General features: G+C 68.1%; 13 protein-coding genes and 3 pseudogenes. 10 read left to right on the top strand and 6 right to left on the bottom strand.

Annotated elements, in window-relative coordinates; translation table 11 throughout:
- Positions 1 to 251 precede the first annotated feature (251 nt).
- On the top strand, positions 252 to 1,175 hold the full coding sequence (locus tag ACFFN1_RS06180) for a DUF1963 domain-containing protein (protein WP_376839589.1): 924 nt from the start codon (positions 252 to 254) through the stop codon (positions 1,173 to 1,175).
- A 138-nt stretch (positions 1,176 to 1,313) separates the two neighbouring features.
- On the opposite strand, the gene ACFFN1_RS06185 is transcribed toward ACFFN1_RS06180, so the two are convergent.
- Both ACFFN1_RS06185 and ACFFN1_RS06190 read right to left on the bottom strand, forming a co-directional pair.
- A complete protein-coding gene (locus ACFFN1_RS06185; RefSeq protein ID WP_376839591.1) occupies positions 1,314 to 1,919 on the bottom strand; it encodes an ATP-dependent helicase C-terminal domain-containing protein in 606 nt (201 codons plus the stop codon).
- Between the two features lie 179 nt (positions 1,920 to 2,098).
- A complete protein-coding gene (locus tag ACFFN1_RS06190) occupies positions 2,099 to 2,740 on the bottom strand; it encodes a hypothetical protein (protein ID WP_376839593.1) in 642 nt (213 codons plus the stop codon).
- 1,536 nt (positions 2,741 to 4,276) lie between these two features.
- Here ACFFN1_RS06190 and ACFFN1_RS06195 point away from each other — a divergent pair.
- A pseudogene (locus ACFFN1_RS06195) lies at positions 4,277 to 5,587 on the top strand (ISL3 family transposase).
- 2 nt (positions 5,588 to 5,589) lie between these two features.
- On the opposite strand, the pseudogene ACFFN1_RS06200 reads toward ACFFN1_RS06195, so the two are convergent.
- Positions 5,590 to 6,199 (bottom strand): annotated as a pseudogene (locus ACFFN1_RS06200) (IS5 family transposase); the annotation flags it as partial.
- 50 nt (positions 6,200 to 6,249) lie between these two features.
- On the opposite strand from ACFFN1_RS06200, the pseudogene ACFFN1_RS06205 reads away from it, so the two are divergent.
- A pseudogene (locus ACFFN1_RS06205) lies at positions 6,250 to 6,918 on the top strand (ISL3 family transposase); the annotation flags it as partial.
- 6 nt (positions 6,919 to 6,924) lie between these two features.
- Here the strand turns inward: ACFFN1_RS06205 and hrpB are convergent.
- Entirely contained in the window at positions 6,925 to 9,531 is a 2,607-nt protein-coding gene (gene hrpB, locus ACFFN1_RS06210; RefSeq protein WP_376839594.1) for an ATP-dependent helicase HrpB, read from the bottom strand.
- A gap of 200 nt (positions 9,532 to 9,731) precedes the next feature.
- Here hrpB and ACFFN1_RS06215 point away from each other — a divergent pair, with 200 nt between their 5' ends.
- Genes ACFFN1_RS06215 through ACFFN1_RS06245 form a run of 7 tightly spaced genes read left to right on the top strand, consistent with a single transcriptional unit; the run spans position 9,732 to position 18,751 of the window.
- Positions 9,732 to 11,858: a hydantoinase/oxoprolinase family protein gene (locus tag ACFFN1_RS06215; protein ID WP_376839596.1), complete on the top strand. Its 2,127-nt coding sequence runs from the start codon at positions 9,732 to 9,734 to the stop codon at positions 11,856 to 11,858.
- Positions 11,859 to 11,888: 30 nt separating this feature from the next.
- Entirely contained in the window at positions 11,889 to 13,901 is a 2,013-nt protein-coding gene (locus tag ACFFN1_RS06220) for a hydantoinase B/oxoprolinase family protein (protein ID WP_376839598.1), read from the top strand.
- A gap of 2 nt (positions 13,902 to 13,903) precedes the next feature.
- On the top strand, positions 13,904 to 14,860 hold the full coding sequence (locus ACFFN1_RS06225; RefSeq protein WP_376839599.1) for a carbamate kinase: 957 nt from the start codon (positions 13,904 to 13,906) through the stop codon (positions 14,858 to 14,860).
- Positions 14,861 to 14,890: 30 nt separating this feature from the next.
- Entirely contained in the window at positions 14,891 to 15,604 is a 714-nt protein-coding gene (locus ACFFN1_RS06230; protein ID WP_376839601.1) for a nucleotidyltransferase family protein, read from the top strand.
- Positions 15,601 to 16,512: an AAA family ATPase gene (locus ACFFN1_RS06235; RefSeq protein WP_376839603.1), complete on the top strand. Its 912-nt coding sequence runs from the start codon at positions 15,601 to 15,603 to the stop codon at positions 16,510 to 16,512. The genes ACFFN1_RS06230 and ACFFN1_RS06235 overlap by 4 nt, the downstream gene beginning before the upstream one ends.
- The gene (locus ACFFN1_RS06240; RefSeq protein ID WP_376839605.1) at positions 16,509 to 17,570 is read left to right on the top strand and encodes a VWA domain-containing protein; all 1,062 of its coding nucleotides are present in this window, start codon (positions 16,509 to 16,511) and stop codon (positions 17,568 to 17,570) included. Before ACFFN1_RS06235 ends, ACFFN1_RS06240 begins: the two co-directional genes overlap by 4 nt.
- Before the next feature lie 5 nt (positions 17,571 to 17,575).
- Entirely contained in the window at positions 17,576 to 18,751 is a 1,176-nt protein-coding gene (locus tag ACFFN1_RS06245; RefSeq protein WP_376839607.1) for an XdhC family protein, read from the top strand.
- A gap of 44 nt (positions 18,752 to 18,795) precedes the next feature.
- On the opposite strand, the gene ACFFN1_RS06250 is transcribed toward ACFFN1_RS06245, so the two are convergent.
- Positions 18,796 to 21,861, bottom strand: a complete 3,066-nt coding sequence (locus ACFFN1_RS06250) for a bifunctional FdrA/YlbE family protein (RefSeq protein ID WP_376839609.1) — start codon at positions 21,859 to 21,861, stop codon at positions 18,796 to 18,798.
- Complete coding sequence (locus tag ACFFN1_RS06255; protein ID WP_376839610.1) at positions 21,845 to 22,804, bottom strand: oxamate carbamoyltransferase subunit AllH family protein; 960 nt, start codon at positions 22,802 to 22,804, stop codon at positions 21,845 to 21,847. Before ACFFN1_RS06255 ends, ACFFN1_RS06250 begins: the two co-directional genes overlap by 17 nt.

The raw sequence follows: 22,804 nt of genomic DNA on the forward strand, positions 1-22,804 counted from the left end.
CAGCAACAACATCAGCACCAGACAACCGCTCACAACGCTCATGAATTTCACTCATCTACAAATCCTTTCAGACAGGCCCCCATACACAACCCATTAGACACCCCCTCTCTTTCTGCTGGATGGTTGCTTTGACACCACCCATCGTGCAGTCAAAGGCCCGTTCCTTCATCCCCGACCGGTGACTACAACGTCATGACTCACAACATCAGAATGCTCCGAAAGATCCCCGTTTCACACTATTGGAGGCGCTCGTGAAGAAGCTTCCCCGGACTCCGGTCACCGCAGCCTCGCGGGAACAGATCGTGGAGTGGTTGAACTCACCGAAAACCGACGCAGGGTTCCTTGCCAGCGAACTGAAGTACTCCCAGCTCCTCCTCGACCAGTACGAGCCCGGAAAAGACCGATTGCTGGCAGAACGGGACGAGCTGGGCGAACTCTCCTATCTGGGAGGCCCGGCACTCGGGCCTCTGGCCGACTGGCCCCGAAACCACGACGGTGAACCGCTTGCGCACATTGCAACAATCCTGTTGATCGAATCGCAGAACATGCTCGAATCCGATGACGATGAGGAACGAGGCGTCTGGCCTGAACCGGGGCCCAGATTGCCTGCGACCGGATACCTCGAAGTGTTTCACCACCTGGGCACCTACGGCAATGTCGAGGATGACGGCACCCAGGGGTGGCTGGTCAGGCACGTGCCTTTCGACGGTGAGACCTTCCCGCCCTTCGTTGACGCACCGGCTGATCTCGATGTGCCGCACGAGGTCTGCCAGCCCGTGCTGCTCCTTGCCGGGTTCAGCCTACCCAGCCCGATGGAGTATGTGGATGCCGAGGATCAGGTGTTCACGACGGTCGAGTTCGTGCATGAGGAGATGAACGCCGCGTTCACTGCCTGGCGGCACGGGAAAGAAAAGGTCAATAAGGGGCCAGTGTTCCCAGTCTCTCGGCTCTACGGCCATAGCGGTCCGGGCCGCGAGTATGCGCATGAGGTCCTTCGCGAAGCTCGCCCGCTGACCAGTGACGCGGACTCGTATATGTTGCTGCTGAGTGTGGAGAGTTGGACTCATTTCGAGGGATGGTTCGGTGACGCGGGAACTCTGGAGGTCTGGATCCGCGCCTCGGACCTCGCCGCTGGTCGATTCGAACAGGCCTGGAATATGATCCGCACCGACTGAGAGCCGCGCTGACAACGGTGATGAGTTGCCCCGAACCGATGTGGGTTCGACCTACCGTGGGTGGGTGACCGTGATCCCACAGCAGTTCCGACCCTCGGCGGCGCAGCTGCTTGAGTCGATAGACTCGATCCGAGTTGCTCAGTGGCCAGAGCGCTTGGTGCCGCGGGCAGGTGGGGCGGTCAGCGGATCCTCTGGCCATGGATGCTTGATGTAGCGGCCGCGGTTCTCTGCGCGCACGCCCGGGTAGCCCTGCTGCCAAAATGAGGCAAGGTCGGCGGTGACCGCCAGCGGCCGGCCGGCAGGGGAGAGCAGGTGCATAAGCACCGGCACCCGTCCATCGCAGATGACCGGACTCGCCTGCCAGCCGAAACACTCCTGCAGCTTGACCGCCAGCACCGGGGCGGCGATCTCGGCGCCGGCAGGGTCCGCGTCGCGGTCACCGTGGTCCTCCGGGGCCGGATAGCGCAGCCGCACCGTGGAGCCGCTGGGCACCTCGACGCGTTCCGGGGCGAGCTCATCGAACTGGCCGGCTTCCGGCCACGGCAGCAGATTGCGCAGGGCGCTCGTCCAGTCGATTCCCGTCGCCGAGGCACCGGCCGCCATCCGGGTCAGCTCACCGTGGCTCCATTCCGCGAGCCCGGATTCGAGCGTGGTGAACCGGACATCGGGCCAGGGCGAGCCGAACACGGCATGCAGCAGCCCGAGCCGGCCGCGCAGCTGCGCAAACCCGGCGGGCCGCTGCACGTGCAGAAATGCAGCGTGGCTGGACAAGGGCAGTTCGCTTCAGGTCTGGCGCCTTCGCCCGCGACGTGTCGTGACCCTGTTTGAGCTAGAGTGCTGTCTGTTTGAACTCATCAGTGTCGACCTCTGGCATGACTTCAACATTTTCTGGAGTTGATCCAGTCATGAAGTCATCCGAACCTTCAGCGGACCCTTGAAGAGTCGAGACCCGGGCACGACGAGATCTGGTCTATAGTCTTCACGTCAGCGGCTACGATGGTGAACGGCACATCCCAATGCGAATCGAGCATCCAGGACCTTTCATCTGCCCACATCAAGTTCGGCCATTCGATCCAACCATGAGTTGTACCCAGCGACTCCATCAGCTCAAGACCCGTACCAGTGAACTGGCGCATGAGGAACCGTTCACCACCGGCAACCACGAGCTGTCGATCAGATGCGATGATCTGGCCTTCCGTGTTGCGCTGCATGCCGGTATGTGGTGAGGACGGAGTAACAAGGATATCCGTGCTGAAGCCAAGATGCACAGAAGTCCGAGAGGGGCACAGAATCTGTAGGAGGATCGTCGCTTGAGTCTGATCCAGTTCTCCAGTAGTAGGTGAGAATCGATCCCGTCCCGCTGAAAGTTCGATTGCGTCCGCACCTCGAGACTTGTCAACCTCCTGCCATTCGAGCGGTTGGCCGTTCGCGGCCTCAAACGGATGGAGAATCGCCGCAGCTGACCAACTGTCGAAATCTGGTATTCGTGTGGTCAACGTTAGGCCGAGCACGTCGACTTGCAAAGGCTCTCGGCTCGTCAGCCATTCCGTATCATCACAGGTCATCTGAAGATCTCCGAAAGGCATAGCTGATAGACACGGGCTGAACATCGTCCGAGAAAGCATCCTTTCGTGCGAACCACTCGAACTGAACTATCACAAAAGTATCAGAGGGGTCGTGAAGGTGAAGGCCCAGCCCAACGCCGTCCTTCTCATTCGATACCGTACACTGAGCGTTCGAATGCGGGTCTGGATCTGTTGCGTCGATAAAGGTGCATGAGTATATCTGCTGCTCCTGTTCTGAAGGTAGACCGTTCGGTCCAACTTCGTCCGAGACGAGCGCGGTCGCTTCTGCTGCTGGGTAACCTGATTCCAGGCGAAGGTCATCCTGGGTCAGTAAGATGGGCCAGAACTCCCGCGCCTGCGGCGGTTCCGGAGTCGGGCTCATCCCGGGCCAGCTTGCGTGTACTGGAAGTGCGCTCACTCCTCGGGCATCCACTAAGGAAGGAAGGATTTGCGAGTCGCTCAAGAGAGGGAGGTCATGCTCCGCGATGAAGTGGGCAGTCTCCTCTGGGGCGGCTGCTTCCGGAGCGGGTGCTTTATCGATGTTGCTATCCTGTTGCTCGGTGCAGGCGGCAAGGGTGAGGACTGTGAGACATAAAGCTATTGCAGTAGGGGCCCGTTTCGACGTCGCGCCAGCGGTGAAGCGAATCAACGGTAGGTGCACTTCAGCTTTGACTTAGACGTCGTGCGGTAGGTTAGGCCCCTATAACCATTTGAGAAAGTGCTGTAATATCGACCTTGGGTTCGATAGTTGTAGGTTTTATTTTTGTGGCACCGGAAGGCGAGGTTGAGCTTTTTATGCATTCTACTCCCGCTTCCCGTGCCAGACTTCTGGTGAACCCACCCGAACCAAGCTGACCGATATGTGGATCCTGTGACCGTATTGGTTACAACGCTTGACGGACATTTTCCGCGCAAGTGAGTATTCACGGTGTAACCGTTCTTCGCAGTCTGTGAGATGTGAGGGCTATCCTGACCGATCTTGCAATCTATGCGGGTGGGGCGCCGCGCCGCTTCTCCGACACCTGGTGCTTCCCCGGTATAGACCCCTGCGTCAGAGTGAGTCTCTGAGGCGTCGACAGCGACTAAAGGCTCGTCGGTGAGCGTGCCCTCCCGATCCTCTAGCTTGCCGTCCGCTGCTGCTCCTTTTGCCGCTGCGTGAGCATTAGTCGTCGAATCGACAGTTAGTGACCGCGCTGCGCCGGCAGGCGCTAGAGCTATGACCCCAGCCAGCAAAATTGCAGAAGCTCGAGTGATTCTCCGATTCACAGCGTTCACATCCTGATCTCTGGGTGCGGCTTAACCCTTTGGTTTATACTATGTGAATGCACATGCTGTCAAGGCGGCGACGAGACTCATAGAAAGTCCCCGCGTAGCTAGGGGTCGTGCCTCAAATAGTTTTCCCCGGGAAACGTTTCCCGGCTCTTCACAGGTGAGGGTGTAGCGGTCGATGGCGGTGTGGGCGCGTCGGTTCGGGGATAGACATCGAGGTCTTCCGGTGATGGAAGTTCTTATGCTCACCATCTGGAGGACCTCGACGTGCCTAACGCTATCTTCACTGCGCCTGGTCTTGATTCGTTTTGTCAGCTCGACCGGCTTGGCCTGACCGCGACTGGACAGTCGATTGACGCTGACTGCTCGATTCTTGAATGCCGTGTGCTCGATCCTGACAACTGGTGCTACCAGTGCGGTTAGCAGGGCGTCTGCCGAGGAACTGTCATCCGCCGCCTCGCCCACGTCCCGCTTGGCTGGAGGCCTACGATTTTGCAGGTCAGAGTGCGCCGCTACCGTTGCCCGGACTGTCGCCGCGTGTGGCGGCAGGACACCTTGGCCGCCGGGAGAGCCTCGCGCCGTGCTCTCCTGGCACGCGGCACTGTGGGCGCTTAAGGGCGTGGTCATCGATCGCTTGTCCGTTGCGCGGGTCGCTGCCGGCCTTCGTGGTCGCCTGGAACACCGCGAACGACGCGATCCTGGCCGCCGGCCAAAAGCTGTTGATCAACGATTCCACCCGGTTCGACCGGGGTCGGCGTGATCGGTGTAGACGAACACGCGTGGTCCCACACCTGCCGGGGCAGCAAGTACGTCACCGTCATCATCGACCTGACCCTGATCCGCGACGGCACCGGCACCTCTAGACTGCTGGACATGGTCCCGGGACGATCGAAGGAGGTTTTCAAGGCCTGGCTCGATGCTTAGACCGCAGAGTTCCGTGACGGAGTCGAGGTCGTCGCGATGGACGGATTCTCCGGTTACAAGACCGCGACCGCCGAGGAGCTGCCCGAGGCAACAGCGGTGATGGATCCCTTCCACGTCGTCGCCCTGGCCGGCGAGAAGGTCGATCAATGCCGCCAACGCCTCCAGCAGGCCACCCTCGGCCATCGTGGGCGGTCCGGGGACTCGCTCTACGGGATCCGGCGCGTGCTGCACACGGGCGCGAACCTGCTCATCGACAAGCAGATCACGCGCCTGAGGGCCGTGTTCGCCAGTGATGAGCACGTCGAGGTCGAGGCGACCTGGGGTATCTACCAGCGCATCGTCGCCGCCTACCGCCACCCCGACCGCGCTGCCGGGAAGACAGAACTGCAAGCAGTGATCGACGACCTCACCGACGGCGTGCCCACACAGCTCAAGGAACTCATCACCCTCGGCCGGACACTGAAACGACGAGCCCTCGATGTGCTGGCCTACTTCGACCACCCCGGCACCAGCAACGGCCCCACCGAGGCGATCAACGCTCGACTCGAACACCTCCGCGGGACCGCGCTGGGCTTGCGCAACCTCGCCCACTACATCACCCGTGCCCTCCTAGACACCGGAGGATTCAGAACCGAACTACACCCTCATCTGTGAAGAGCCCGATTCGCTTTCGATGAGTAGGCTTTGTCACCGAGGAGCGCATCTGGGCGGGTGCGTCGACCGACTTTCAGGTTCTCCAGTAGAGGAGCGAGCATAGGGTTGTCGCCGTCCTGGCCGGCAGTGCAGATCGTGACTAACGGCAGTCCGTGGCCATCGACGAGCTGATGAGTCTTTGTCGACAAGCCACCACGAGAGCGGCCGAAGGTGTGGTCAGGCGACTCGGTCAGCAGATCCTTGTAATTCGACGAGTCCCTTTTTTACGCGGCTGATGTTCGTTGCGTGCTGGTGAGCACGAGCGATCGTGGAGTCGACTGAGACGGTGAAGTCGACCTTGTCATTCTTCGCCGCAAAGTCTGTCAGCGCCTGGTGGATGGCATCCCAGGTGCCGTCAGAGGCTAAGCGGCGGTGCCAGGTCCATACGGTCTGCCATTTGCCGAAGGTCTCGGGCAGGTCGCGCCAGGCGATGCCGGTGCGGTAGCGGTAGATGATGCCTTCGATCATCTGCCTGGGATCGGAGAAGGGGCGTCCGCGCTTGCCTGTTGGCGCTGGCAGGTAGTCAGCGATGAGAGCCCATTGGTCATCAGTGAGTAGCTGGAATCGAGACATGACTCAAGAGTTTCAGAAACCAACCGTAAACTTTGCCAGACACGCCCTAGCTGGCCGAATGCTCCGCGAACTGGCGGGATGGTCTCGAAGTGGTCGCGGTGGACGGATTCACCGGCTTCAAGACCGCCGCCGCAGAAGAGATCCCAACAGCGGTCGCGGTGATGCACCCATTCCATGTCGTCGAGCTCGCCGGCCACGCGCTCGACGACTGCCGACGCCGCGTCCAACGCGACACGTTCGGACGTCGAGGCCGTTCCAGTGACCGGCCCTACGGCGCCCGCCGCACCCTGCACACCGGCGAAGCACTCCTCGTCGACCGGCAACGCGAACACCTGCTGCGCCTGTTCACGAACGAACAGCGCGTCGAGGTCGAAGCGACCTGGGGCATCTACCAGCGGATGATCATTGCCTACCGGCACCCCGACCGGGCGGCGGGAAAGACACTGATGCAGAAGCTGATCGACGACGTCACCACAGGTGTCCCCACCGCGCTGACAGAGATCCGTAAGCTCGGCCGCACCCTGAAACGTCGCACCCCTGACGCGCTGGCCTACTTCGACCGTCCCGGCACATCCAACGGCCCCACCGAAGCAATCAACGGACGCCTCGTACACCTCCCCGGCTCAGCCCTCGGCCTCCGGAACCCGACCATCTACACAGCCAGATCACTGCTCGAAGCCGGTGGATTCAGACCTGCACTACACCCTCATTTGCGATAAGCCTGCTCAGCGGCCAGAGCGCTTGGTGCCGCGGGCAGGTGGGGCGGTGAGCGGATCCTCTGGCCATGGATGCTTGATGTAGCGGCCGCGGTTCTCTGCCCGCACGCCCGGGTAGCCCTGCTGCCAAAATGAGGCGAGGTCGGCGGTGACCGCCAGCGGCCGGCCGGCAGGGGAGAGCAGGTGCATGAGCACCGGCACCCGTCCATCGCAGATGACCGGGCTCGCCTGCCAGCCGAAGCACTCCTGCAGCTTGACCGCCAGCACCGGGGCGGCGATCTCGGCGCCGGCAGGGTCCGCGTCGCGGTCACCGTGGTCCTCTGGGGCCGGATACCGCAGCCGCACCGTGGAGCCGCTGGGCACCTCGACGCGTTCCGGGGCCAGCTCGTCGAACCGGCCGGCTTCTGGCCACGGCAGCAGACTGCGCAGCGCAGACGTCCAGTCGATTCCCGTCGCCGAGGCACCGGCCGCCATCCGGGTCAGCTCACCATGGCACCATTCCGCGAGCCCGGATTCGAGCGCAGCGAACCGGACATCGGGCCAGGGCGCGCCGAATACGGCATGCAGCAGCCCGAGCCGGCCGCGCAACTGCGCGAACCCGGGATTCTCACCGATCACCTCGCGAAACCCGCGCTCGCGGATGAACGCAGCGACCGCCTCGGCGCCGGCATCCGGGTCTGCCTTCACCGGAGTGGCCGACAGTTCGATCGCCCCGAGGCGCTCGATGCGGCGGGCCGAGAGCTTCCGGCCGTCGAAGCGTGTGACCGTCTGGGCGACGTAGAGGTCGGCGGCCAGCAGCTCGGCAGTCTCCCGGTCGAGCGGAGCGGCAGCCCGGATGAGGGCGCGCTGGCCGGCGAGGGACACCTCGGCGACGGCGAGCCATTCGTGGCCGCGGATCTGGGCCTCGCGCGGCAGAGTGGCGCCGGTGCCGGAAGCGAGCAGGTACTCGTCTTCGCTGCCGGGCCGCAACCGGGCGATCCGGTCCGGGTAGGCCAGCGCGATGACCGTGGCCACCGCCTCGTCCAGCGGCACCGGGCCCGAGGCGGTGGTGCCTACGGCTGTGTCCTCGCCGGTGTCTTCTCCGGTGGTCTCGGCCAGGATCCGGGTGAGCCGGGCGGTCTCCCGGGTGTAGGTGCGCGGGGCCGCGCGGCGCAGCTGCCTCACGGCGGCAACCACGTCGGCGCCCGGGCAGCGCAGATCCGAGGCCAAGGCGGCGACCACCTCGGCGGCGGCCGTGGTGCCGATGAATGCTGCGCCGTCGAGCAGGCCGCGGGCCATGCGCGGGCCGGCGGGAATCCGGGCGAGCTGCCGGCCGCGGGCTGTCGCGGCCCCGGTGTCGTCGAGCGCGCCGAGCAGCCGCAGCGTCTCAGCAGCCTGGGCCGCCGGAAGCTCCGGCAGCGGGTCGGGCAGTCTCAGGCCGCGACCGAACGGCGCGCCCCAGCAGGCCAGGTCGAGGACAGCGGAGGTGAGATCGGCGGTGCGGATCTCCGGCGGGGTATGGGCTGGCAGCGCGGCGTAGTCGGCTTCGCTCAGCGCGCGGATCGCCAGACCGGGCCCGAGGCGGCCGGCGCGTCCGGCCCGCTGGGTGCAGGCGGCCTTCGAAGCGCGCACGGTGGCCAGGCCCGCGAATCCGCGGCCGGTGTCGAAGTGCGGCACCCGGGCCAGGCAGGAGTCGACGACGATCCGCACGCCGGGCACCGTCAGCGCTGATTCCGCGACCGAGGTGGCCACGACGACCCGGCGGGTGGTGTCCGCGTCCGCCCGCGGGGTGAGGATCGCATCCTGCTCCCTGGCCGGGGTGGAGCCGGTGAGCACGCGGACATCGGCCTCGATGCGGCCGCGCAGCTGTGCGGCCAGGGCCTCGACATCGCGGATCGCCGGCATGAAGACGAGCGCATCGCCGGTGGTCTCGGTGGCGAGCGCGGATGCGACGAGGTCTGCCATATGGCTGAGGAAATCGCCGGTGACTCCGCGCGCATCGGTGGGCCGGCCGGGGCCGGGCCGGCAGCGGATCTCAACCGGGTGCAGCGCTGCTGCGACGTCGAGGATCGGGCCGCCGATGAGCTCAGCCCAGCGCTCGGCTTCGAGGGTCGCGGACATCGCCGCCAGCGTCAGGTCCGCGCGCAATCCGGCGGCATCGACGGCGAGGGCTGCAACGAGATCGGAGTCGAGGTGGCGTTCATGCACCTCATCGAGGACGATCGCGGTGACGCCGTCGAGGCCCGGGTCGGCAAGCATCCGGCGCAGCAGCACACCGGTGGTGACGAACTCGATGCGGGTCGACCGAGAGACCTGCGCATCCCCGCGGACCGTATAGCCGACCGCCTCGCCGAGGCGAGCGCCGCTCAGCTGCGCGAGCCGGCGGGCGGCGGCCCGGGCTGCCATGCGGCGCGGCTGGGTGACGATGATCCTGCCGGCCGGCAGCAGCGAGGCGAGTGCCGGCGGCACGACCGTCGTCTTGCCGGTGCCCGGCGGTGCGGTGATGACCGCCCGCAGGCCGCCGGAGGCACCATCAAGTGCACTGCCGTCCGCCCCGGAATGCAGCTCGTGCAGCTGCGGGATGAGCGCAGCAGCCGGCAGTCCGGCGGCGATGGTGTCGAGGTCGAAAGAGTGCACGCCTTCAACCTAACGGATTCACCGCTCCCAGGCGCGGGAGGCCGGGTGCGCCCGGGCATCCTGAATCCTGCCAATGACGCAGATCACTTTTTGTCACTGTCTGCCGAGTGAATCGGAGAAGCCGGCGCGCATGCTTGTTCATAGCAGTGAAGTTCTGCCAGACGCACGGATGCGTCGGCACACGAGAAGCAGGGGTGAGAATGACTCAAGGCAGCGCACGGATCCGCATCGGGATCGATACCGGCGGCACCTTCACCGACGTCGTCGCCTTCAACGAGGAGACCGGCACGCTGACGACGACAAAGACTCCGTCGACCCCGTCCAACCCGGCCGATGGCTTCATCAACGGCATCGAGAAGGTCCTCGGCGAACTCGGCGCCAACGGCAGCGATGTTGTCGCCGTCTCCCACGGCACCACGGTGGCGACCAATCAGCTGCTGGAGGGCAAGCTGGAGAAGATGGGCTTCATCACCACCGAGGGCTATGAGTTCGTCCTGGAGATCGCCCGGCAGGCTGTGCCCGACGGCTACGGAAACTCCTACTTCTGGGTCAAGCCCGACCGCATCGTCACCGCCGACCGGGTCAAGACCGTCGGCGGCCGCCTCGACTTCGAAGGCAATGAGGTCCGCCCCTTCGACGAGGCCGGCGCCCGGGCCGTCGCCGCATGGTTCCGCGACGCCGGCATCAACGTCCTCGGCGTCAACTTCCTGCACGCCTACGCCAACCCGGTCCACGAGCAGCGGATGCGGGAGATCCTCACCGAGGTCCACCCCGAGGCGGTCGTCTCGCTCAGCTCCGAGGTGCTGCGTGAGTACCGCGAGTACGAGCGCTCGATGACGACGCTCGTCGACGCCTCGGTCAAGCCGAAGGTCTCGCGCTATGTCGCCAACATCCATGAGCGCCTCGACCAGTTCACCGGCGCCGAACACGGCGACCGCGAGCCGATTCCGTTCTACATCATGAAGTCCAACGGCGGTGTGCTCTCCGCCGACGAGGTCGTCCACCAGCCGATCACCACGGTGCTCTCCGGACCAGCCGCAGGTGCGCTCGGCGCCGGCCTCATCGCCAAGGAGGCAGGCTTCTCCAAGGTGCTCACCTGTGACGGCGGCGGCACCTCCACCGACGTCACCGTCATCATCGACGGCGAACCGGCGCTCACGACCGAGGGATCGGTGGGCGTCTACCCGTCGAAGATCCCGATGATCGACGTGGTGACCGTCGGAGCCGGCGGCGGTTCGATCGCCTGGACGACCGAAGAGGGCCAGCTCAAGGTCGGCCCGCAGTCGGCCGGCGCCGATCCGGGACCGATCTGCTACGGCCAGGGCGGCACCGAACCGACCATCACGGACGCCCACCTGCTGCTCGGACGCATCCCGCCCCACCTCCTCGGCGGCGAGATCCCACTCGACGTCGAGGCCGCCCGCGCCGGCATCGAAGAGCTCGCCGGCCGCCTCGGGCTCAGCGTCGTGAAGTGCGCGACCGGCATCCTGGAGATCTCCGCCTGGAACCAGGCGAATGCGCTGCGCCAGATCTCCGTCAAGCGCGGCCTCGATGTCCGCGACTTCATGCTCGCCTCCTTCGGCGGCTCCGGTTCGCTGCTCGCCTGCCGCCTCGTCGACATCCTCGACCTCGCAGGCGTCATCGTCCCGCTCAACCCCGGCAATGTCTCGGCGTTCGGGCTGCTGACCGTCGACGTCAAGAACGACTACGTCCAGACCCATGTCGCCAAGGACGAAGGACTCGACCTCGGCACCATCGACAGCGTCTTCACCGCGCTGCAGGAGCGTGCGGCAGCCGCCCTCAACGCCGAAGGATTCGCCGCCGCAGACCACCGCTACGACCGGTCGGCTGATCTGCGCTACTTCGGGCAGGCCTTCGAGGTCCGCGTGCCGGCACCGGCCGGGGAGATCACCCGGGAGTGGGCCGATGCGGTCACCGACGCCTTCCACACTGAGCACCGCCGCCTCTACGGCTATGACTTCAAGGGCGATGGCGACCAGTTCGTCGAATGGGTCAACCTGCGGGTCTCGGGCATCGGCCCGATCCAGCGTCCGGAGCTTGCCAAGCTCGGCGCGGCATCGGCAGCCGCGCCGCTGGCCGAGCGCGCACTGGCCAGCCAGCGCCAGGTGTGCTTCGACGCCGATGCCGGCTATGTCACCGCCGATGTCTACTGGCGTCCCGAGCTGCTCTCCGGCGACGTCATCTCAGGCCCGGCGATCATTGAGGAGTTCGGTTCGACCGTGCCCGTGCATCCCGGCTTCACCGTTCGCGTCGATGACGCTGGCAACCTCGTCATCACCCGTAGCTCATCCGCCGATCAGTCCTGAGCCCGCGCCGAAACCAGAAGGAGACCAGACATGACGACAACCCCCACTGATTCCGGCTCGATGCTCTCGACCACTCCGCTGACCGGTGAGCAGCTCGCAGCCTACATCGCCGCCGAGCCGATCAACCCGGCCGGTCTGCCCCGGCCCTATGAGCACGGCGGACGCCTCACCCCGGAGGGCACCACCGTCGATCCGATCATCGTCGAGATCGTCGAAGGCACCCTCGCCAGCGTGGAGATGGAGGTCGAGACCGCGATCTCGCGGACCTCGCGCTCGCCGATGATCCGCGACGCCCACGACTTCCGCGCCGGCATCCATGACCGGCAGCTGCGCAAGCTCACCGGCCGGTCCTACTCCGCACTCGTCCACCCGATCGTGCGCGACTTCCCGCTCGACACGATGGAGGAAGGCGATGTCTTCTTCCACAACGACGTCTACGAATCCGAAGGCGGCATCGGCCACCTGCCCGATCTGTGCGTCACCGTGCCGGTCTTCCACGACGGTGAGGTGGTGTGCTTCGTGCAGGCCTTCGGCCACCATGACGACATCGGCGGTGCCTGCCCCGGCTCGATGCCCTCGGGTGCGACGAGCGTGCACGAAGAGGGACTCGCCGTCCCGCCGATCAAGCTGTGGTCCCGCGGCGAACCCAACCGGGCCGCACTGCGCATCATGACCCGCAACTCGCGCATGCCCGATTCGCTGGCCGCCGACCTCGACGCCGAATGCTCGGCCTGCCTCATGGGCGCGCGCCGCCTCGGGGAGCTCTTCTCCCGCTACGGCCGCGACACCATCGAAGCGGCCTTCGACACGATCCTCGACAACACCACTGAGCTGTACCGCCGCGAGATCCTCTCGAAGATCCCCGACGGCCAGTACGTGTGGGAGGACTACGCCGAACACGACGGCGTCGAGGATCCGAAGCTGCACACCCAGCGGATCACCCTGACGAAGACCTCGACGGGTGGGCCGGGCGATGGCCCGCGGCTCATCCTCGACTTCACCGGCACCGCCGCCCAGGCGGCCGGGCCGATCAACCACTGCGGCGACTACGTCGGCGGCAACTTCCTCAAGAAGTGGCTCGCCCCGATCCTGCGCAATCTCGCCGACTCCCCGGAGCGGATGGGCGAACTCGATGTCAATGAGGGCATCGTCCCGCTCATCGAGATGCGGTTCCCCGAGAAGGGCACCCTGCTGACGCCCATCTACCCGGGCCCGACGAATGCGCGCACCTTCGTCATCCTCCGTCTCCTCGGCGTGCTCGCCGGGGTCGTCGCCAAGGCTGTCGATGGGAAGATGCCGGCAGACCAGGAGACGATCCGCTACACCGGCGTCTACGGCAAGGACCGCGACGGCAACGACTACCTCATGCGCGAGGTGCTCGGCGGCGGCTCGGGCGGCCGCTACTACGCCGACGGCGAGGACACCATCCACGTCGTGCCCGACTCCCGCAACCTGCCCACCGAGTTCACCGAATCGCGGTTCCCGTTCCGGGTCGAGCGCCTCGGGCTGGCCGTCGACTCCGGCGGAGCGGGACGCTACCGCGGCGGGCTGGGCTACGAGAAGCACATCCACATGCTCAAGGACGCGAACTTCATGTCGATCGCCGACCGGTCGATCCTCGCGTGCTGGGGTGTCAAGGGCGGCAAGGCCGGCCGGCCGTTCCAGGTCACCATCGACCCCGGCGGCCCGAATGAGCGCGAGATCGAAGCGCTCGCCGATGCCGAGCCGGTGCGGGCAGGGGAGACGATCCGCATCCGCACCACCGGCGGCGGCGGCTGGGGCGACCCGCTCGACCGGCCCCTCGACGAGGTCGAACGCGATCTGCGCTGGGGCAAGGTGAGCGTCGAAGGCGCCCGCACCGACTACGGCGTCATCGCCACCGTCGACGACGGTGAGGTCACCGTCGACACGGCGGCGTCTGAGCAGCTGCGCCAGCAGATGCGCGAAGCCCGCACCGGCGATGAGCCGTTCTTCGACCGCGGTCCCGGGTACGCGCGTCTGGCCGGCGACGGCAGCAGCGCCCCCGACGTCGACTGGCTCTGAGCATGCGTGTGCTCATCGCCCTCGGCGGCAACGCGATGACCGCCCCCGACGGCTCGTCCTCTCCGGACGACCAGCGGGCGGCGATCGCGGAGGCCTGCGGCCACATCGCCGATCTGCTCGCCGCGGGCCACGAGGTCATCATCACCCACGGCAACGGCCCGCAGGTCGGCAACATCCTGCGCAAGAACGAGCTCGCTGCCGCTGAGCTGCCGCCGGTCTCACTCGACTGGTGCGGCGCGCAGACGCAGGGCACGATCGGGTTCACGATCGTCAACCGGCTCGAACAGGAGCTCACCGTCCGCGGCATGGAGCGCCAGGTCGCCGCCGTCATCACCCGCACGCGGGTCGACGGCGCCGACCCGGCCTTCGCCGACCCGGTCAAGCCGATCGGCACCTACCGGGATGCCGCCCATGCCGAGCAGATGAGCCGGCACGGGCAGGTGTGGAAGGACTTCGGCGCCCGCGGCTGGCGGCGCGTCGTGCCCTCGCCGCGGCCGCTGGAGATCCTGGAGACCCCGACGATCGCCGCCCTCGTCGATGCCGGCTGGGTCGTCGTCGCCGCCGGCGGAGGCGGCATTCCCGTGGTCGCTGATGGGCCGGGCTGGAACGGCATCGAAGCCGTCATCGACAAAGATCTGTCGGCGGCCCGGCTGGCGGCCGACCTCGGCGTCGACCGGCTCGTCATCGCCACCGATGTCGAGCACGCGATCATCGGCTACGGCACCGCAGACGAACAGCCGATCGGCGAGATCAGCGTCGAGCAGATGCAGCAGCTCGCCGCGGCCGGTCACTTCGCCTCCGGGTCGATGGGCCCGAAAGTCGAAGCGGTCGTCGACTTCGCCGCCTCCGGCCGCGGCGTCGGCATCATCACCGCGCTCGCCTCGATGCCGGCGGCGATCGCCGGGACGACCGGCACGCGGGTCACGCCAGCCACCGCCTCGACACCGGCCAGCTCCTAGACTGGACGCACCCTGGTCCAAGGAGGAACCGTGAGGCCCGCACCCAACAGCGACATCGCCGGCATCGTGCTCGCCGCCGGGGCCGGAACGCGCCTCGGTGCGCCCAAGGGCCTGCTGTGCACGGCCGCCGGGCAGCCGGTAGTCGCTGCGCTGTGCGGGCAGCTGGCTGCCGCGGGCCTGGCGGAGACCGTCGTCGTCACCGGTGCCGCCGCCGAGGCGGTCGCCGCCGGAGTGCCGGCAGGGGCCCGGGCCACCCACGCCCCGGACTGGCAGGACGGCCTGTCGGCCTCGCTGCGGGCGGGCCTGCAGGCGCTGGCCGCGGTGGCTGACGGTGCGGAGGCTGACGTGCCTGCCGGTGCGGAGGCTGAAGCGCCTGCCGCCGAGCGGATCCGCGCGGCCGTCATCCTGCTCGCCGACGTCCCCGACATTACGGCAGAGGCGATCGCGGCGGTCATCGACGCTGCCCGCGAGTCCGGCGTGGAGACGAGCCTCGTGCGGGCGGTGTTCGGCGCCCGGCCCGGCCACCCCGTCGTCATCGGTGCCGCACACTGGCCGCAGGTCATCGCCACGGCCACGGGGGATGCCGGTGCTAAGGCGCTCTTCGCCTCGGGCGCGGTGCGGGAAGTCGACTGCAGCCACCTGTGCACCGGAGCTGATGTCGACACCCCCGAGCAGCTGCAGGCCGCCGGCCTGCGCCTGCCAGACGACGTGGGCACAGGGTACGCAGCGGAGGTGGGGCGATGACGGTGCCTAAGAACTGGCAGCAGCTCAAGGATGCGCTCATGGACCACGGCTACCGGGCCGATGATGCGCTGGCGACGATCGCGTGGATCTCCGCGCAGCTCGACCGGCCGCTGCTGTGCGAAGGCCCGCCCGGAGTCGGCAAGACCGCACTCGCCTACGCCCTGGCAGCAGTCCACGGCGGGCAGCTGTTCCGGCTGCAGTGCTATGAGGGCATCGACGCCGCGCAGGCGCTCTACGACTGGGACTTCCGCTCGCAGATCCTCTACCTGCGCGCCCTCGAGGCCGCCCGCGCCGCCGAGACCGCAGAAGCCGGGGAGCTCGAAGCGCAGCTGTACTCCGAGCGCTTCCTGCTCACCCGCCCGATCCTCGCCGCGCTCACCGCCTCGGCCGAGGGGCAGCGGGCGGTGCTGCTCATCGACGAGATCGACCGAGCCGATGACGAGTTCGAAGCACTCCTGCTCGAAGTGCTGTCCGAATGGGCGGTCTCGATCCCCGAACTCGGCCGCATCGAGACCGCCCAACCGCCGCTCGTCGTCATCACCTCCAACCGCACCCGCGAGATCCACGATGCGCTGCGGCGCCGCTGCCTCTACCACTGGTTCGACTTCCCCGACCGCGAAGCCGAACACCAGATCCTCGCCCTCCACGTGCCCGAGGCGGATGCGGCGCTCGTGACGGCGACCGGCGACTATGTGCGCGCGGTCCGGCAGATGGCCCTCAACCGGCCGCCGGGCACCGCCGAGGCGATCGACTGGCTGCGCTCGCTCATGGCACTCGGCGCCGTCGAACTCGACGCCGCGACTGCCGAGGCGACCCTCGGGGCGCTCATCAAGGACGCCGAGGACGCCGAACAGGTGCGCACCCACGGGCCGATCATCGGCGGGGCACCACCGCGGAGACCGTCATGACGATGACCGCAGTGCTCACCGACTTCGCCCGCAGCCTCGCCCGCCACGGATATCCCGCCGATCCGGGCCGGCTGCACACCGCGGTGGCCGGGCTGTCCGCCCTCGGCACGATCGAGCGGCGCCACGTCTACGCCGTCACCCGCGCCGCCTGGTGCACCACCGCTGAGCAGTGGGCGGACTTCCCGCTCCACTTCGAGCGGTTCTTCTCGCGCCGCCCGGCCGCCGCGCCGCCACCGGACATCGACGTCGAGATGGAGGTGCCCGATGCGCTGCCCGGTGACGACGATGCCGATGCCGGCGACCCGGATCCGCAGGCCGCAGCCGCATCCAAGGCCGCGGTGCTGCGCGAGACCGATATCGCCGAGCTGCTCGACACGCAGGCAGCCGACGCCCGCGCCCAGCTCTCCCGGCTGCGCCTGCACCCGCCGCAGCGGTGCCGGCCGCGCTACCGCCGCGGGCGCGCTGAGCGCCTGCACCTGCGGCAGGCGCTGCGGGAGCTGCTCACCACCGGCGAGATCACGAGCCTGCCGGGCCAGGAGCGCCGCGCGGTGCCCCGTCGGATCATCCTCGTCCTCGACGTCTCCGCCAGCATGCAGCCCTTCCACACCACGCAGCTGGCCTTCGCCGCGGCGGCAGCTGAATCAGGCCGCCATGTCAGCGTCTTCACTGCCGGCACCGAACTGACCGATATCACCGCAGACGTGCGCACCATCCGCGCCGGTGCCCGCAGCGGACAGATCCCCGACCTCGGCGGCGGCACCCGGCTCGGTGAGACCCTCCAGCAGCTGATCAACCGGCACGCCGGCAGGCTGCGCGGGGCGGTCCTCATCGTCATGTCCGACGGTTGGGAGGACGGCGGCACCGACGAACTCACCGCAGCGGCAGGCCGTGCCAGCCGCCTGTGCCAGCGGTTCCTGTGGGTGAATCCGCGCTCCGGGCGCACCGGCTGGCAGCCCGAGATCCGCGGCATCCGCGCCATCAGCCCGCATGTCGACGCGCTGCTGCCCGGCACCACCATCGCCGACTACTTCCGGCTCGCCGCAGCCGTCGCGGGGTGAGCGGCATGCGCGATATCGCCTCCGAGATCTTCGACCTGCTCAGCGGCGCCGAACCCTTCGCTGTGTGCACGATCATCCGCACGTGGTCCTCGGCACCCCGCCCGGCCGGGACCGCAATGGCGGTCACCGCCTCGGGACGGGCCATCGGGTCGCTGTCCGGCGGATGTGTCGAAGGGGCCGTGCACGCCGCCGCCCAGCTCACCATCGACGACGGCCAGCCGCGGCTGGGCCGCTACGGCGTCTCCGATGACGAGGCCTTCGCCGTCGGCCTGGCCTGCGGCGGCCGGCTCGATGTCCTCATCCGCCGCGTCGATCCGACCGACCCGGCCGACACCGAGCCGCTGGCGGCGGCGTGCCAGCAGATCCTCCGCGATGAGCCGACGGCTCTGCTCCTCCGGATTCCGCTCGCCACCGAGGAGCTCGGCGAGCCGCGCGGAATGGAGTACGTGCTCACCCCACCGGCCGGCCGCTGGCTGGCGATCACCGCGCCCGAGGCGGCTGCCCCGACCGTGACCGGCTCGCTCGGCGACGGGCAGCTCGATCACTCCGTCGTCGACAGCGCCATCGGACTGCTGGCCGCCGGGACCACGCAGATCCGGGAGTACGGCGAGCACGGCGAACGCCTCGACAGCGACACCGCGGTGCTCATCAGCGCCTTCTCCCGCAAACCTAGGATGCTCATCTTCGGGGCCATCGACTATGCCCGCGCGCTCGCGGCGGCAGCGAAGCTCGTCGGCTACCACGTCACCGTCTGCGATGCCCGGCCCGTCTTCGCCACCCGGGCCCGCTTCCCGGAAGCCGATGAGGTCGTCGTGTCCTGGCCGCACCGCTATCTGCAGGCCGAGCTCGATGCCGGCCGAATCGAGGAGAGCACCGCGATCGCCGTGCTCACCCATGACCTGAAGTTCGATGTGCCGCTGCTGCAGGTCGCCCTCGGCTGCCCGGCGGCTTATGTCGGGGCGATGGGCAGCCGGCGCACGAATGATCGGCGCATCGCAGCGCTGCGCGAAGCCGGCGTGTCAGACGAGCTCATCGACCGGCTCTATGCGCCCATCGGCCTCGACCTCGGCGCTCGCACCCCGGAGACGACCGCGATCTCGATCCTCGCTGAGATCACCCGGGAGCGGTGGCAGGCCAGCGGTGCCCGGCTGCGCGACACCACCGGCCCGATCCATTCCTGAGCGGCCGGCCGACCCCAAGGCTCAGCCGGCCGCTCAGCCCGTGCTCACCGGCGCTCTGCCGCCTCGGCGAGGGCCGCCATCGCCGTCACGAACGCCTCCTCGGGTGGATTCACGAGGCCGGCGCCCACCTGCCCGACACCGGCGATGCGGCCGGCCATGCCGGTGTTGATCTGCGGCAGCACTCCGGTCCGGACCACAGCTGCGGCGTCGATGCCGGTGGGCACACCGCGGAACTCGAGGATCGGGATCTGGTGGGCAGGATGCTCACCGAGGGTGATCTCATACATCTTCTGCGTCGTCTCGAGCGCGAAGGCGACATCGGCGCCGACGAGCCGGACGATCGCCGGCGCCGCGGCCATCGCGAAGCCGCCGATTCCTGCGGTCTCCGTGATCGCCGAATCGCCGATGTCCGGGTTCGCATCCTCCGGCCCGAAGGAGCCGAGGAACAGGCCCTCGGGCATCTGCGCCGGCCCGGTGAACCACGCATCCCCGGTGCCGGAGAGCTGGATGCCGAACTCGGTGCCGTTGCGCGCCATCGTCACGACGAGTGAGGAGCCGGGGACGTTCTTCGCAGCCGCGCAGGCGAGCTTGCAGGTGGGCATGACGATGTTGAGGGCGAAGTAGTCATTGGCGCCGAGAAAGCGCACCACCTCGGCGAGGTCCTCTTGCGGCCGGTCCTGCGCGAAGAGATGCGGCATGAGGTCGCGCAGGAACAGCAGCGTGCCGGTGCGGTTGCGGTTGTGGCCCTCATCACCGGACTGCAGCATCTGCGAGACATAGGCCTTCGTGTCGAGCGGACCGCTGCTCTCCAGCGCCTCAGCCAGGACGGGACCGAGCACATCGCGCATCCAGCGCAGCCGCGTGAGCACCTCCTCGCCGTTGGCGCCGTAGCGCAGCACCTTGCCGAGCCCTTCGTTGAGGGAGCAGTAGGCGCGGTTGCCGTGCACCGGGTCGTGCAGCTCCATCATCCACATTGATGGGCTCACGACACCGGCCATCGGCCCGACGGCCTCCCGGCTGTGGCACGGCGCGAAGGTGAAGCGCCCGGCGGCCAGGCCCTCCTCGGCCTCCTCAAGGGTGTCGACGAGACCTTCGAACACGACCGCCCCGGCCAGGGCGCCGCGCATCGGTCCCGAGGCGTCCTCCCAGGCCAGCGGGGGACCGGCGTGGAGGAACTCGGTGTCAGCCAGGCCCAGGCACTCGCGGGCCGGGCGGACGGCGATGAGCTCGGCACCTGCGGCGAGCATCCGCTCGATCGCTGTGCGGTTGGCTGCGGCCCGGCGCGGATCGGCCATGACCGCCTGCACCGCGGCTGCGCTGCCGAGCGCGGGCCGCCAGTCGACCTCGGTGACGGCGACCGCCTGCGCCTGCAGCTCCTGGGCGAACAGCGACAGCCCGGTCGTCACGACGACCGGCTCGGCCTCCAGCAGACCGCGCAGCGGCGCATCACCGGCAGCATCCGAAACGGCACCTGAGGCGGCGTCCGGCTGAGCGGCCGTGCCCGAGGCGGTGGTCGCGTCTGCCGGAGCGTCCGCCTCGGCAGCGGCACTCGCCTCGGCGGCGTTGCCGGCAGAGCCGTCGCCGTGCCCGAGGTGGGCCAGGGCTCGGCGCGTCGCGGCAGCATTCGAGGCGAACACCTCGGCGCCGGCAGCGGTGAGCGCCGCGACAGCGGCAGCGAGGCCCTGATGATCGTCTTCGGTGCCGACGAGGGAGACGACGACCGGCAGCTGGCGGCCGTGCTCCTCCTGCGCCTGCGCACGCACCTGGCCGATCACCTCGGCCAGCGGTTCGACCGGCGCAGCATGCGCGCCATAGCCGAGCACAAGGTCGAGCAGCACGACGTCGGCGTTCGCACCGGTGCGGGCAAGGGCAGCGAGGCGCAGGCTCGGGTCGATCATCGGATGGGCGCGCCCGGCGGTCATCTCGTCATCACCGAAATCGATGACGAACGACCCGGTCTCCGGCACGCTGCCGCCGCTGAGCTGCTCAGCACCGGCCAGCGGGATGTTCGAGGGCACCGGGCCGAGCACGTCGGAGGCGATGAGCATCGCCTCATCGGCCAGGGTGCCGCCGCAGAAGTAGCCGCGCAGCTCCCCGCCGCCGGCCGCAGCAGGTTTCTCAGCTGCAGGGTTCTCAGCAGCAGGGAAGCCAGCCGCAGCGGCCTCCGGCAGCCACGACGGCCACGCCGGTGCCGCACCGCCGACCGCGTGCAGGGCCGCCTCGACTGCGGCCGTGAGGTCCGGGCGTCCCGGCCCGAGCACCGCCCATGACACCCCGACGCCGAGCTCCCCGGCCAGTGCCGCAACCTCATCGACGACATCGGCATCGGCCGGCTTCGAGACGATGATGATGTGCTCAGTGGCCGGATCCGCCGCGAGCGCCCGCAGCGCCTGCTTCGTCGAGCGGCCGCCGACAGCGGCGCTCATATCCCGGCCGCCGGTGCCCAGCACATGGCTGACGCCCTCGCCGGCAGCGCTCAGCAGCGTCATGACCTGCTGCGCGCCGGTGCCGGAGGCTGCGACGATGCCGAAGCGGCCGGGCCGCACCCGGTTCGCAAAGCCGAGCGCAGCCTGGGACACGACCGCGGTGCCGCAGTCAGGACCCATGACGATGACATCGGCAGCGGCAGCGGCATCCTTGAGCAGCACCTCGGATTCGACCGGCACATTGTCGGAGAACAGCATGACGGAGCAGCCCGAGGCGATCGCATCGAGCGCCTCTGTCGTCGCATGCTCACCGGGCACGGAGATGACCGCGAGACTCGCCTCGGTCCGCCGCGCCGCCGAACCCAGGGTCAGGGCCGGGCTCTCCTCACTGGCCGTGAGCCCGCCGCCGGTTGAGCGCAGGGCCGCCAGCTGCACATCGAGCTCGGCCACCGCCTGTTCGAGCACCGCATCGTCTGCGCACCGCAGCGCGATGACGAGGTCGTTGGGCGTCACCGCCGGGTCGATGTCGAAGTCGAGGCTGCGCATGAGGTCGAGGTTGAGCTCGGTGCCCATCCCGATGAGCGCGTCGGTGACCCCGTCGACCTCCTTCACCCGGGCCGAGACCTGCATGAGGCTGACGGAGTCGAAGTAGACACCGGATCGGATATCAACGTGAGAGAGCATGGACTTCTCCTTCTGTTCGGTCCGGCGATCCGCCGGCGGGCTGAGGTGAGGGTTGCGTGAGGACGCGGCACGCGGCGAGCACACCGGCGCCGAGGTCGTGGCCGGAGGTGTGCCCGATCCCACCGAGGTGCTGGGCGAAGGCTGCGCTGTCGCCGCTCTGCGCGGCGCTCAGCGCCTTCGCCACCGGCGTGGTGCACCAGCCGTCGAGGGCCGTCTCCAGCAAGGAGGCGGAGATCGCCGTCGTCGAGCTCAGCTGCGGTGTCAGTGCGGTGCGGAACCGGTCGAGGGTGTCCCAGGCTGATCTCCAGCGCAGCGCCAGCGCGATCCCGCAGAGCACATCATCGCCAGAGGGTGTGAGGCCGGGGCCGCGGCCGATGAGTGCCGCGATCTGCTCGGCAAGGGCTGCGCTGCGAGGGCCTGTGCCGGTCTCCGAGTCGCGGCTGCCGGTAAGTGCCGTGCGCACGATCTGCTCAGCGCTGGATGCGGCATCGGCGATGCCCGGCTGCAGTGCGGCAAGTGCTGCGGGCAGATCCGCGCCTGCCGTGCCCAGTGCGGCCGCAGCCCCCGGCGCGGCCGCTGTGCCCAGTGTGGGTGGGGGAGTAGGCGCTGGGCTGATGCGCTGGGGCCGCCACATGCGCATGATGCGCAGCTCAGCTGCCGGCAGCAGCAGCCGGTCAGGTGCGGCTGCGACCCGATCGCCGATCCGCAGGCCGGCGGTGAAGACAGCGGCGGGAACACGGGTGCGCACAGCCGTCGGCAGATCATAGGCGCCCGTTCCGATGACCGGAACGACGCGGATGCGCGACCCTGCCGGTGCGGTGAGATAGAGCCCGGCAGCGTGGATCCCGGCGACGGTCCATGCACGCTCAGCGGCGGCCAGCGGCGGCGTCACGGGCGACAGCGCCGCTGGCACGACTGCCGTGTCCGCGGATGAGACGTACAT

Origin of the sequence: Brevibacterium otitidis, assembly GCF_042429315.1 — a bacterium.
Taxonomy (GTDB): Bacteria; Actinomycetota; Actinomycetes; order Actinomycetales; family Brevibacteriaceae; genus Brevibacterium; species Brevibacterium otitidis.